The 13165-nt window shown below is 45.4% G+C and carries 15 protein-coding genes; 9 read left to right on the top strand and 6 right to left on the bottom strand.

The annotated features are described in order from the left end of the window. Position 1 precedes the first annotated feature (1 nt). Positions 2 to 508 carry a DUF2269 family protein gene (locus J2X05_RS20030; protein WP_310076011.1) on the top strand — a complete coding sequence of 169 codons (507 nt, stop codon included), beginning with the start codon at positions 2 to 4 and terminating at the stop codon, positions 506 to 508. 247 nt (positions 509 to 755) lie between these two features. Next, a complete protein-coding gene (locus J2X05_RS20035; RefSeq protein ID WP_310076013.1) occupies positions 756 to 1394 on the top strand; it encodes an RpiB/LacA/LacB family sugar-phosphate isomerase in 639 nt (212 codons plus the stop codon). Positions 1395 to 1470: 76 nt separating this feature from the next. On the opposite strand, the gene J2X05_RS20040 is transcribed toward J2X05_RS20035, so the two are convergent. After that, complete coding sequence (locus J2X05_RS20040; RefSeq protein ID WP_310076015.1) at positions 1471 to 1908, bottom strand: hypothetical protein; 438 nt, start codon at positions 1906 to 1908, stop codon at positions 1471 to 1473. Positions 1909 to 2140: 232 nt separating this feature from the next. Between J2X05_RS20040 and J2X05_RS20045 the strand changes: the two genes are divergently transcribed. Genes J2X05_RS20045 through J2X05_RS20065 form a run of 5 tightly spaced genes read left to right on the top strand, consistent with a single transcriptional unit; the run spans position 2141 to position 4871 of the window. Further along, entirely contained in the window at positions 2141 to 2749 is a 609-nt protein-coding gene (locus tag J2X05_RS20045) for a flavin prenyltransferase UbiX (protein ID WP_310076018.1), read from the top strand. An 8-nt stretch (positions 2750 to 2757) separates the two neighbouring features. Further along, the gene (locus J2X05_RS20050) at positions 2758 to 3657 is read left to right on the top strand and encodes a hydroxymethylglutaryl-CoA lyase (protein ID WP_310076021.1); all 900 of its coding nucleotides are present in this window, start codon (positions 2758 to 2760) and stop codon (positions 3655 to 3657) included. After that, a complete protein-coding gene (locus tag J2X05_RS20055) occupies positions 3657 to 3959 on the top strand; it encodes a DUF2288 domain-containing protein (protein WP_310076023.1) in 303 nt (100 codons plus the stop codon). The genes J2X05_RS20050 and J2X05_RS20055 overlap by 1 nt, the downstream gene beginning before the upstream one ends. Beyond that, a complete protein-coding gene (locus J2X05_RS20060) occupies positions 3899 to 4408 on the top strand; it encodes a GNAT family N-acetyltransferase (protein WP_310076025.1) in 510 nt (169 codons plus the stop codon). The genes J2X05_RS20055 and J2X05_RS20060 overlap by 61 nt, the downstream gene beginning before the upstream one ends. A 49-nt stretch (positions 4409 to 4457) precedes the next feature. Further along, the gene (locus tag J2X05_RS20065) at positions 4458 to 4871 is read left to right on the top strand and encodes a DUF6524 family protein (protein WP_310076027.1); all 414 of its coding nucleotides are present in this window, start codon (positions 4458 to 4460) and stop codon (positions 4869 to 4871) included. Between the two features lie 111 nt (positions 4872 to 4982). Here J2X05_RS20065 and J2X05_RS20070 read toward each other — a convergent pair whose 3' ends face one another. From J2X05_RS20070 to J2X05_RS20090, 5 genes are all read right to left on the bottom strand, one after another. After that, a complete protein-coding gene (locus tag J2X05_RS20070; RefSeq protein ID WP_310076030.1) occupies positions 4983 to 6677 on the bottom strand; it encodes a phytoene desaturase family protein in 1695 nt (564 codons plus the stop codon). A 351-nt stretch (positions 6678 to 7028) separates the two neighbouring features. Continuing rightward, positions 7029 to 7592: a DUF2214 domain-containing protein gene (locus J2X05_RS20075; RefSeq protein ID WP_310076032.1), complete on the bottom strand. Its 564-nt coding sequence runs from the start codon at positions 7590 to 7592 to the stop codon at positions 7029 to 7031. Between the two features lie 112 nt (positions 7593 to 7704). Further along, positions 7705 to 8580 carry an alpha/beta hydrolase gene (locus J2X05_RS20080; protein ID WP_310076035.1) on the bottom strand — a complete coding sequence of 292 codons (876 nt, stop codon included), beginning with the start codon at positions 8578 to 8580 and terminating at the stop codon, positions 7705 to 7707. A 68-nt stretch (positions 8581 to 8648) separates the two neighbouring features. Further along, positions 8649 to 9230, bottom strand: coding sequence for a DNA endonuclease SmrA (gene smrA / locus J2X05_RS20085; protein WP_310076038.1), 582 nt, complete (start codon positions 9228 to 9230; stop codon positions 8649 to 8651). Positions 9231 to 9352: 122 nt separating this feature from the next. Beyond that, on the bottom strand, positions 9353 to 10864 hold the full coding sequence (locus tag J2X05_RS20090; protein ID WP_310076041.1) for a TolB family protein: 1512 nt from the start codon (positions 10862 to 10864) through the stop codon (positions 9353 to 9355). A gap of 247 nt (positions 10865 to 11111) precedes the next feature. Here J2X05_RS20090 and J2X05_RS20095 point away from each other — a divergent pair, with 247 nt between their 5' ends. Continuing rightward, positions 11112 to 11492 carry a BlaI/MecI/CopY family transcriptional regulator gene (locus J2X05_RS20095; protein ID WP_310076042.1) on the top strand — a complete coding sequence of 127 codons (381 nt, stop codon included), beginning with the start codon at positions 11112 to 11114 and terminating at the stop codon, positions 11490 to 11492. Further along, the gene (locus tag J2X05_RS20100; protein WP_310076044.1) at positions 11492 to 13102 is read left to right on the top strand and encodes a M56 family metallopeptidase; all 1611 of its coding nucleotides are present in this window, start codon (positions 11492 to 11494) and stop codon (positions 13100 to 13102) included. Before J2X05_RS20095 ends, J2X05_RS20100 begins: the two co-directional genes overlap by 1 nt. The last annotated feature ends 63 nt before the right edge of the window (positions 13103 to 13165 follow it).

The following is a 13165-nucleotide window of genomic DNA, read 5'->3' on the forward strand; positions in this document are numbered from 1 at the left end:
TATGGCGACTATCGATATATTTGTTGCATTAAAAATCCTGCATATCGGATCACTGGTTTTTTGGCTCGGCCCGAGCCTTGGTGCGTGGTTTATTCTGATGGCGATGCGCAAACAACTGGGTGAGATTACGCCCGCGACACATCTGGCGTATCGTATTTTTATAAAAATGCTTGTTCTTGAACACGTTGCATTTGTAGCTTTGATTGTCAGCGGTATTGGAATGGCAATTCTGGTTTTTGGATTTAGCCAACCTTGGCTGCAATGGAAACTACTGATTATTCTGCTGTTAATTGTACCGCTGGAGATACTGGATATTTGGTATGGCAACATCAAGCTGCCACAAATTTTTTCTCGATTGAATGAAGCGGGCTACGACACAAAACAAACTCGCACACTCCATATCTATCACGCTTTTGTAACGCGTATTGCCATCGCGATTATTCCGCTCAGTGTATTAGTCATTATGTGGCTAGTGATTGCAAAACCGAGCTTAGCTAACCTCTGGTGAATATATTGATAGGTTTTAAAGATAGATATCCCACAAAATAGGGCGCAGCAAGCAGCCCCCTACGGATGCAATGTTATTTGTAGGGGCGCCGCTTGCTGCGCCCTTATCATTAAAACCACCCCTTCCCTTCAATTAACCCGCCGCCCCCTATATCATTACTACTTCTGCAAAAGATCGGTCATTACCAGCAAACAGTGCCGAAGAGCCTGTCACAAAACCCCTTTTCTATTCTGAGAGAGCTTTTGCCATGAAAATTGCATTAATGAACGAATTCAGCCAAGCCGCGAAAAACGCGATTGTGTTGCAGCAACTGCAAGAAGTCGCCGCTGTACAGCAACACAGCGTATTTAACGTGGGCATGAGTGATGACAACGACCACTACCTGACGTACATCCATCTGGGAGTAATGGCCAGTTTGTTATTAAACTCCAAAGCAGTAGATTTTGTTGTGAGTGGTTGCGGCACGGGTCAAGGCGCGATGATGTCTCTCAATGCTCATCCGGGTGTATTCTGCGGTTATTGCATTGAACCGACAGACGCTTACTTATTCGCACAGGTAAACAACGGCAATGCGCTGGCACTGCCATTTGCCAAGGGTTTTGGTTGGGGTGCTGAGCTGAATATCCGCACCATCTTTGAAAAAGCATTTACCGGCGTGCGCGGCCAGGGTTACCCTGCGGAGCGCCGTGAATCTCAAGTGCGTAATGCGGGAATTTTGACCAATATTAAAATCGCAACGGCAAAAAATTATTTGGATGGACTGCGCGCAATAGATCCTGAAATCGTAAAAACAGCGGTGACAGGGGAACGCTTCCAGACATGTTTTTTTGAAAACTGTCAGGACGACAGTATTCGCGCATTCGTCAGGGACGTATTAGGGCAATAACAATTTATGATTTTTTGGAGGCGACCATCAATAAACGAAGTCGCCTCTATTAATATTCAGAATATGTAATTTTTAATTATTTTTGACTATGCATGTGATCGTATTTGATAAAGTATTTGCGCGCGATGACGACCAATTGCTCATCGCTGGGGTGATCGCTCGGCACCACGCCGATGATTGCTTTTGCAATAATTGGGTCATGACGTTCGCAGTGAGCGCGAAATTCATCTTTGGCCTGCGCCGGGCCCGTCACTAGAATTTCTTTTACTTCCGTTAATGCCTGCGCAATTTTATGGTAGTAATCCTGATCGACGGTAGCGTGCCCCCCTTCCGGGGAGTGATGCCCGTGTGCGCTAGCGCGCCCATGCATATTTTGATGAGTTCCCGCGTGACCTCCGGGCGCAAGATGGTGGCTACGCGATTTGATACGTTCCAATTCAACAACTCCTTGTTCAAACGTAATAATGTGAGCCTCTTTACGATCTAACCAGACAACTGCGTGATAACTAGTCATGAGCCTTGCTCCTTTGAGAGTAGTATGCAATTAAAACGCGATATCAGCCGTTCAATTATACTGGCACAGCTGCGGACTTGCCGCTTGATTAATATCGACATAAGTTGATTTGCAGCAAGGATGGCGATATATAAAAAAGCCTCATATCATGATAAGTAATAAGACGCCGCAGGGATTAAATTCCCTGCATCTATACATCAACGAAGCAAATCCTTAAAAAGCGGAGCCAATCATGAAACCACGCTCAGTCACCCTCGCGATTACCGGCGCTTCCGGCGCCCAATATGGTTTGCGTTTGCTGCAGTGTTTGTTGGCAGCGGATTGCAAAGTATTTTTGATGATTTCCAGTGCCGCAGAAGTGGTAATTCGAACAGAGACAGATCTGGATTTACCGCGCGAGCTGGAGGAGCAGCAAGCGATGTTGTGTGAAATGTTTGGTGCCGATGAAGAGCAACTGCAATTGCTTGCAAAAGACGATTGGTTTGCAGCAGTTGCTTCGGGTTCAAGCTCGCCCAGCTCAATGGTGATTTGCCCTGCAAGCGGAGGAACACTTTCAGCCATCGCACACGGCGCCAGCAATAATTTAATTGAACGCGCTGCAGATGTAGCACTGAAAGAGCGCCGCAAATTAATTGTGGTACCGCGCGAGACGCCCTACTCTGAAATTCATTTGGAAAATATGCTAAAGCTGACGCAAATGGGTGTGATTGTACTGCCCGCCAGCCCCGGTTTTTATATGCAACCGCAATCCGTTGAAGAGCTGGTGGACTTTATTGTGGCGCGCATTCTTGATCAATTGGGCGTACCACAAGATTTAATGCCGCGCTGGGGTGAGGATTAATTTTTATTATGAATTTACCGAAAAAAGTTCGCATTGTAGAAGTTGGCCCGCGCGATGGATTGCAAAATGAAAAGCAAGCAATCCCTACCGTTGCCAAAATTCAGCTAATTGAAAATCTTGTCGATGCTGGTTTGACTTATATTGAAGCAGGCAGTTTTGTAAACCCGAAATGGGTACCGCAAATGGCCGACAGTGGCGATGTATTTGCGGGCATCGCACGCAAATCCGGTGTCACTTACGCCGCACTCACACCTAACCTGCAAGGTTACGAGCGCGCGCTTGCCGTTAACGCTAATGAAGTGGCGATTTTTGCAGCGGCATCGGAAGCGTTTAGCCAAAAAAATATCAATTGCTCCATCAGCGAAAGCATCCAGCGTTTTGAAACATTGATTAATGCGGCTAAAGCACAACAAATTCCCGTGCGCGGTTATATCTCCTGCGTTGTAGGCTGCCCATACTCCGGCGCAGTTGATGTACAAACTGTTGCGAATATTGCAAAAGAATTATTAGCCATGGGCTGCTACGAAATTTCGCTGGGCGACACCATCGGCGTCGGCACTGCCGGGCAAATCAAACACTTGATTGAAACACTCGCGCGCGACATCCCGATCGAAAAAATTGCCGCCCATATGCACGACACCTACGGGCAGGCACTCGTGAATATTTATGCCGCACTGGAAATGGGCGTAAGTGTGATTGATTCGTCTGTCGCTGGTTTGGGCGGCTGCCCTTACGCAGTGGGTGCAACGGGCAATGTCGCTACGGAAGATGTGGTGTATTTATTAAATGGTTTGGGTATTGAACACGGCGTGAATTTGGAAAAATTAATTTATGCAGGCAACACCATCAGCACCGCGTTAAATAGATCGAGCAACTCAAGGGTTGCGAAGGCAATGAGTAAACAATAATGACCAACGAAATCGAACAACAAATCAATTTGGAAACCGCACAAATTCACTGGCACGAACTACAACGTTTTTTCGCCAGCGGCAATGCCATCGCCGTAGATCCAACATTGGATTTAACCCAAGTTGCTGCACAAATTGTTGCCGACAACGCAGCACAAATTAAAACCTGGATGGACGCTGGTTTAGTTGATGCAGTAAAAGATAACCAAGCGCAATTATGGTACGAGCAAAATGCATTGGTATGGGCAGTGGTGATAAAGCCCTGGGTGTTGGTGCAGCCGATTACCGAGCAAGCAAATTAAATATGCGCAGCATTCGCCGAGCCAACAAAGACGACGCCGAAGCCATTGCCAATTTATACCGCGAGCTAAATACACTCTCGCCTGTTTCAGTATTGCCGGAGCGAATTGACGCAGTAGCGAAAAGCAGCAACACCTGCTTGCTAGTATGCGATGATGCAGGGCAAATAATCGCCACTGCGCTTATCTGCCTGTGTCAGGATGTCATGTTCGACAACCAGCCTTTTGCGCTGATTGAAAATGTAGTGGTCAGTGCTAACTATAAACGCGAAGGCATTGGCAAAAGCATGATGGACTATATTGAAGCCTTTTGTTTGGAGCAGGACTGCTCCAAGATCATGCTACAAACCAGCAGCGGAAACCGAAATGCACGGGATTTTTATACGGCGATGGGTTACGACCCGGATGCCAAAATTGGCTTTATAAAATACCGTCGATGCTTTTCGCAATAAAATGTGTGTTTAATAATCCCCCCGACTAAAAACCATTAGGAAATTTATTATGAACCTCACAGCCAGCGGCGTTGCATTGCGTTTTTTGTTCGCGCTCTTATTGGTACTACTCAGCTATAACCCTAGTGGCTATTCCTATTTTCACTGGGTTCACTATAGCTTCAGTGATATTACGCCTTACGTTGTGATTGCGGGAATCATTCTGCTGATTGGCTGGGGCATCTACATTAAGACCACACTGAATTCGCTCGGGCTAATCGGCGTAATTGCACTTGCAGCACTGTTTGCTTGCCTTGTGTGGTTGTTTATCTATTGGGGGTTTTTAAGCGTTAACGATATATCAGCCATGGCCTGGGTGATTGAAGTTTTATTAGCGGCAATGCTCGCCGTCGGTATGTGCTGGTCGCACTTCACTCGCCGTATGAGTGGACAAGTCGATGTAGATGAGATTGAAGATAAATAATTTTTAGCCTTGGCTTGCAAGCTTTACTAAAACTTAACAGCTGAACTTTTTTGTAAAAATAATCCTCCGCTAGTTAGCGGAGGATTATTTGGAGTAACGTAAAGTACTTCATTAAATAGCTGATTTGCCAACCTCTGCAGCGGGTAAATCGTCGTAACTAACCGCGGGATCTGCAAACATTCGCTTAGCCAAAGTTGCACCTTTCAAACCCTGGATCGACAACGTGCACAGAAGTCCACCAATCATGGCGCCAACCACCCCACAACCAAGCGCATCCTGCCCGGTTAGATAAAGCCCTGCTATCTGCGTTTTTGGACGCAACCAGGTTTGATTGAAACGCTCGGGTGTGTGATCGAGACCGTAAAGCTCACCCCTGCCATAACGAGAAAACCAGCTGGTAGAAAGCGGAGTAGACACTTCGTAATAAGAAATTTTTCCACGCAATTGCGGTAATTTTTTATAAAGCTCTTCCAATAATTGCGCTGCAATTTTCTCCTTCAATGCGTCATATTCTTCACCTCTTTTTCCCCATGCAGTGTCTTTCCAGGATTCAAATATTTCATAACTGGTAGGTGCAACAATCTCAATAGTGGAAGTGCCTGGATAGCGACGCGCGTAACTTGGATCTTTAGTAGAAGGAAAAGAAATATAGACGAGCGGATATTCCCCTGTTGGATTTGCAAGAAAGCGCGCGACATTATCATCGTGATGCTCGTCTTGATAAATCCAGAAATTAGTATTGGGCAAATTCAACTCTTCAGTCGTGCCTTTCAGACCAATATAAAGACCAATATGCGGCATGGAATGATCCACTCGTTTACGTTGTTTTGCATAACCCGAACGCTTGACGCATTCTTCTGGCAACAACTTTTCAAATGTGTTGATCAAGCCGGCATTACTGATAATGGTGGTTGAGCGAATAACAGTTCCATCCACCATACGCACACCAACAGCACGGTTTTTCTCAATTACTATTTCCTTAACATCAGCGTAGGTGAATACGTCGCCACCACTGCGTTGAATTATTGGAATAATTTTTCGCGCTATTTCCGATGCACCGCCTACAGGATAAAAACCACCATTGATGTAGTGATTGGCAATCACGGAATGGGAAATAAAACTGGATTTTTTTGGTGGCACACCACAATCCCCCCACTGTCCTGTAATCGCGCCGATCAAGGCTTCATTTTTTGTCAGCCCGGACAATACACTGTACGTCGTTTTATTAAACCAACGTGGCAGTATCATCTTCAGTGCACTACTTATAAAACGCGGGACAATTTTACTCACTGCATACATCTGCATCGCGATAGTCGCTTTATCCAACAAACCAATGTAACGATCAATTGCATCCTCTTCTTCCGGAAAAGCATCTACAAATGTTTTACGAAAATTTTCTTTTCCGGCACGCAAATTTATTTCGCGCTGACCAAGATAAAAACGATCGTAATTTTGATCCATTGATGACCAGGCGAGTTTGCCATCTGTAACATAGTCAAACAGCTTTCGTGGTAGCGACTCAGGTAAATTCATTTCACCAACGTAATGTACCCCCACTCCCCATTCATATCCATTGCGCGAATAACTATGTGTATAGCCCCCAGCCGTATAATGCTGCTCAAGCACTAACACTTTCTTTCCTTCTTTGGATAAACAAGCTGCTGTCGTCAAACCACCTATACCCGAGCCAATCACAATGGCATCGTAATTAGTGTCCAAACGACTCACACGATAACGCCGGCCGACACGCACATCATTGGGACCGACATCAGAAGCCGCAGTAGATGTTGCAAAATTATTACTCATAAACCTGCTCCTTGTAGCCACATTTAATTGGAGCTTTACTATATAGATTTTATGTGACGGCGGAAGGTAAAAGATGTTTGCGGGTGATTAATGTCACGTATGGATAAGTCAATTCGTAAATTTAAACGTCAATTTAAGAATGATAAAAAAATAATGCGGATTTGATTACAAAATTAGTTGAAGGATACGCCAAGCCACGAAAAATAATTGCACCTTTTTTACTGAAAGGCTGCGTGAACACTCTGACAATATCATCAAAGCGCGCGTCCGAATGAATTTCAATCCACAAACGAACGCGCGCAGGGGCGGAAAAATAATACGTTAACAAGCCTCCTTTGTTACAACCCCAGGTTAGTGTGCGAGCAAACGAAATTCTTTGCGCAGTTCCCGCCAAACCTCCAGCCCTATGGCTAGAGCGATAGTCATCACCACCGAATACACAATCATCACATAGGCATAGGGTGCAACATTGTTCCAGGGGCGCGCGATACCCAGATAACATGAGTAGAGCCAAGACACGAGCGATATCACAGCAGTGACAAGCACCAAAAACTGCGCCATGCGACTAGCACCAATAAAACCGGCGGGGGACGTTAACACGCGAAAACTGTAGTGGTGCAAAAATAGTCCGTTGAGCGTCAGTATGCTTACGACGGTAAATTTAGCCCAGAGTTTTTGGTTCATTAGGTAAGCCGGATTATCCAGGTAGCCGATAGCCACTATCACCAACCCTGAAACCCAGAGCACAACCAGTGCGAGCGTGACCAAACCGGAGTTGCGATGAAGATTCTCGATAGCGGCAGCATCCATCGCCCGCCCGCGCCATTTGGCGAGCGCAATGTCTTGCACAAGGAGAACGCCGATGGCGAGGCAAGCGGCGATTAAATGAATATAGACCAGGAGTGTTTTAAGCATCGTCAGGTTCCTCTTTCGTTATTATTAAAACAGCCACCATTATCAATGGCTGTTTCCAGAGGATTTTTGATCTAGCGCAATAAAAACTATAAATGCTGCAATCCCAACACGATTATTTCGCGCTGGTCATATCCCGCTCCAAGCCACTTGGCCCGGCGGGTTTTTTAGGCTTCCATACCCAGATTAATCCGCGCACATAACCATCACCTTTGATGCCGGTGTGATCAAGCCCTTCCATCGCATAATTAAGCAACTCCAAACCCTGATATTTGCGTGCGGCCAGCTGTTTTTGAAAGTCGATGATTGGATCGCGAAAGGCGGGATATTCAGTGGTGCCGTAGGAGATAAACATGCGTCCGTTTAAAGCTTTATGTTTTTTGGCATAGTGGCTATCCACTTTTACAAGCGCTTGTTTATCCCACTCTACCGCAGGGCTCAGGGCGATATAGCCGGAAAAAAAACCAGGTGCTTGATAGGCAGCAATCAGCGTCAGCAATCCACCCAGTGAATTGCCTGCAATCACGCGGTCGGTTTTTTCGCCGCGATATTGGGCTTCAACAAGCGGGGCAACTTCTTTTTGAATAAAATCCAAAAACAGATTCGCCTTTCCCGATTTTTCATCCACCGCAGTAAAAGTGTAATCAATACGCCGCTCTTTACCGTAATCCGCAGTTGAAGGATAAGACAACCCCACCATAATAAATTCAGGCACCTGGTTGTCATAAATTAAATTTCCGTAAGTTGAAACCAGCAAAGGTGTATCCCAATAAGCGTCAAGATAATAGAGGACGGGATATTTTTTAGTGGGATTGGTTTTGTAGCTGGAGGGATAGACCACCACTAATTCATGATCCCGTCCGGTTATTTTTGAATGGATAGGAATAATTTCAGTATTGTTTAATACAAACTGCTTATTTGTTTGCTGTGCCAGCGCTGAAGTGGTTATTCCCAACAACGTGACAAAAAGAAGAAAATATTTTTTAAACATAGACACCTCATTTGGATTTTATTTAATTTACGGTGTGCTTGACCTATTTGTTACTCTACCCGGTTTAATCAAGGCTTATTGTGCATCTCCCAAGTCTCCTGCTTTTTCTTCTCACTCTTACGCAGCAACACATAGGTTGCACCGAGCCAACCGTGACGTTTTTGCGCTGAATGGAATGCCATAACTTCATCCAGCTGCGGCAACCAATGCGCCACACAACTTTTAAGCTGTGCTGGCTGCTCCCGCCCCTCTCCCTTGCCATGCGTGATGAGCGCGCAGCGAATATCGTGCGCCATGCAGTCCTTCACAAACTGAAATACCGCACTGCGCGCCTGCTCGATGGTCATATTGTGCAAATCGAGCCGAGCATCAATCTGATATTTGCCCATACGCAGACTGCGGTAAACGCCGTGCTGCACACCATCGCGCTTGAACTCAATTACCGCGAGCGGGTCAAGTGGCTCTATGTATTCTCCCGAGAGGAAATTTTTATCTTTCGCAAGCTCGGCAGTCGCCGCTTTGCGCCGGGTTTCTACGCTGGTTTTATCCAGGTGCGGGGATGCCAGGGTGACTTTTTCTTCCACTTTGATGGGTTTTACATCCTTCATTTGTTGAAGGAAAAGATCAGCATCGGGGGTTTTATTGGTCATAAAAATAGACTGGAACAAAAAGATCGGGGGTAGAATTGTGCAGGATTTGGCGCTGAACTGGTAGCGCAAATTACCCGGAGCAGTGTAGGCAGCACATATCGCGATATGCGCTGCCTCCCACCTTAAAGGCGGGTGTTGCTGACAAACGCAATCTGGGAGCCGTCGGGCGACCAGCTGGGCACATTGATACTGCCCTGCCCGCCATACACATAAGCGATAATTTCCGGATCACCACCCTCCGCTGGCATTTCGCGCAGATACACATGGCGATAGAAAGGATGATCACCTGGATCTATATCATCCATGTAACTCAGAAAAACAATTTTCTTACCGTCAGGCGATACATGTGGAAACCAGTTGTTATGATTGTCGAAAGTGAGCTGCTGTTGATTGCTACCATCCGCGTGCATGCGCCAAAGCTGCATCAGGCCCGTGCGATTGGAATTGAAATAAATATACTTGCCGTCAGGGCTGAATTCGGAGCCATCATCCAGAGTGGGCGTGTCGGTTAATTGAGTCTCTTTGCCGGTTTTAATATCGATACTGTAAATATCGTATTGCCCTTTACGCTCGCCGGTAAAAATTAAGGACTTATCATCCGGCGAAAATCCATGCAGGTAAGAATGACCAGCACCTTTGGCAGTAATACGCGTAGGCTTTTTGGAGCCTGTTATCGGCAGGGTATAAATCGTCGAGTGATTATTTTCCTCGGCAACATGATGGCTAATACCAATTAATTTGCCGCTCCAGGAAAGCACGTGATCGTTATTATTGTTGTTTGCAAAACCCGATTCCAGCACCGTGCTTTTGCCGCTTTTGATATCGAAATTAAATAATAAACCTTTGGAATTATAAATCAGCGTTTTACCGTCCTGCGTCCAATTGGGAGCCTGAATCGAATCGGACGAGCGATACACAATGCGCCGATTTTTGGTTTTCATATCCATAATTTCCAGATTACTGCCAATGTAATCTTTATAGGGGCGAAAATCTTTTGCGGCGGGAAGGATAATTCTTACATTGGAGAAAACGGCTGTCTCTACTGCATCGGGATTGTGTGCGCACAGACTTAGACCTGCATAAATTTTTTCACCGAGTTTGATATTGGAAACTGAGGTCACCTGAAACGGCTGCCCCATTTTTGCTGCGCTCATAATATAGGTATCGCCACGGCGCTCCAGCTGAATCACATCGGGAGCTTTGATTGCCATCGGATACTCTTGCGTATCACCGCCCGCGCTCGCGCGAAATTGCAAAGAGGTTAGACCATCACCGTGCACTGTTGCATGAACATTGGGTGAGCCCGTATCGAGACTGGTGCGTAAATTCCAACCGATTTTTCGATGCGGATCGACACCTGTTCCCTCAAAAGCAACATGGGCACGCAAAATAAAATCGCCCGTCAGTTGGGTGTAGGCGTAATGTAATTCGTCTTCGCCCACCCACATGTTTTTTCCTGAACCGCTCATGCGATATTGTTGGGAAGCGGGGTCATAAATAGTATCCCCCTTGTGTTTGACTGCGCCTATATCCTGATGCCCCGTGAACTGCCCCAAAGGCGCCGCCCAGCCCAACAATGGAAAAATTGAACCCACTAAAAAAATGAAGCCCCGCCGGATTATTTTTATCGTCATAGTGTCCTCACTGAAGTCGAAATGGCGCCGGAAATTTACACATATCGATACTGCGCCAGTTGTAAGTTTTTGAGGCAGGGGTTTTACCCTAATTTACCCTTTAGATGTTGCTGCCAAGCTGCCACCCCCCGAGCAACCTGCGCCCCACCCATCCAAAAAAGACTTGCACAGGTGAGATTACATCTGTAATCTTTATCGCGATTACAAATGTAATCCAGCCCCAAAACAAAATCATGTTGAGGCACTCATGGACACAGATGATCTACAACTCTCGGGTAGCGAATGGGATTTGATGAAAATCCTGTGGGATAAGAATCCTGTCACAGCAAACCAAATTGCCGAACTCACACCGCAGTGGCACCCCAAAACAGTACGCACCATGTTGATTCGATTGCAAAAAAAAGGGGCGGTTGGATATGAGGTGATTGATGGCATTCAGCATTTCAAACCCGTTTACGAACGAGAGCATTGTGAATCTAGTGCAACTCAATCGTTTATGCAGCGAGTGTTTGATGGAGCCTTAACGCCGATGATTGCGCACTTCACTCGCCAACAAAAATTGACCAACGAAGAAAAACAGGCGCTGATTGCCCTATTGCAAGACGAAAATCATCAGGGAGAAAAATAATGGCCGAGTTGATGCAGGAAATAAATTCATTTACCGGTTGGCTACTGATTGCATCACTCAAAAGCTTACCCTTAATTGCTATTTTATTATTGGCGCAATATGGGTTGAAAAAATATTTATCGGCAGGTGCTCGCCATAGTTTATGGCTGAGTTTATTCCTGTGTTTGAGCATTCCGTTCGGATGGCAATTTTCTTTTGATATTCGCCCCACGGAATTATTATTTTCATCTATGGATAATAATGCTACATATCCATCAGGATCGGAAATAATTACTTCGCCAACCGCCGCCGCAGAGATATCACAGACAAATATAGAAAATGATCTGCATCAAACCCCTAACTCAGCAACCACTTCACTTACTTCGCATAGCATCTTTAGTCTTATTTGGATATTTATTTTCAGCGGGTTAATTTTTATTACTTCTTGGCAGTTATTTCGGTTTAAGCGTGTTCTGCAAAAGGCATCCAATGCCCCCTCACAAGATTACTTACTGTTGCAGAACGCCCAACACACTTTGGGGTTTAGCCAAAAAATTCCCCTCCTATATTCCTCGAAGGTATCCAGCCCACTAACATTGGGATTATTTAAACCTGCCATTATTTTGCCCATTGGCATTGAGCGGCAACTTACAGAAAACCAATTGAGACTTGTGCTGTTACATGAATTAGCTCATATCCATCGCCGCGATATCTTGTGGAATTGGTTAGCTTACGGAATAACGCTACTACACTGGTTTAACCCACTGATCTGGCTTGCCAGTAAGCGTATGAAAGCCGACATGGAAATGGCCTGCGATGCAAAAGTGCTTTCACATCTTTCACCGCAAGATAGAAATGATTATGGGCTGACATTAATTAATGTCAGCCAACTCGCTTCAAAGCCTCTGGGCTTCGCTCATAGCCTGGGTATTTTGGAAAACCACCGCGAACTTAAAGATCGCCTAATAATGATGAAGGAATTTACGACTATGACACTAAAAAAATCGCTCATTTTTGGAATGCTATTTAGTGCTTTTGCATTTGCGGCATTGGCGCAACCATTTGCCGATAACTCATCACCTCAGCAAAAATCACCAACCGCAAATCAACCCCATGAATCGGCAATGAGCCTGCAAACCTTTGCTTCGCGTGCGGAAAAAGACCTCGGCAAAAAAATCTTGGTAGGTTTTAACGGAGATACACGCATCCAGACCAACCTTAACGAAAATCCAATTGATTACAAAAAGCTACTTGCACAACTGCAAATAAATGGATTCACTGCATTTACCTCAGAAGATTACATACAGATTGTTAGCGTGCGGGATGCGAGATCCTTAGCACCCATCGTTGAGAAGGGAAAGAAATATTACGATGATGAGTTTGTCACCGACTACATTAAACTTGATAAATCCTGCGCCGGATCTGTGCTTGCAACCATAAGACCGTTAGTTCCCCAGTACAGTCATTTAACTACCTATGAGGACGCAAAAACCCTGATCATTGTTGATTCGTACAGCAATATTCAGCGAGTAAGAAGTGTTATCGCCACTATTGAAAAAAATATCGATTCTCCTAAAGACTGCAACAGAACTCAGACAGTAGAACCAACACCGCAACAACTAAGAAAATAATTTAAAAACAAGAGGCCGCCTTTGTGAGGCGGCCTTTTTGTTTAGTACAGCAATCAATTATTG

Origin of the sequence: Cellvibrio fibrivorans, assembly GCF_031457055.1 — a bacterium.
GTDB classification, from domain to species: Bacteria; Pseudomonadota; Gammaproteobacteria; order Pseudomonadales; family Cellvibrionaceae; genus Cellvibrio; species Cellvibrio fibrivorans.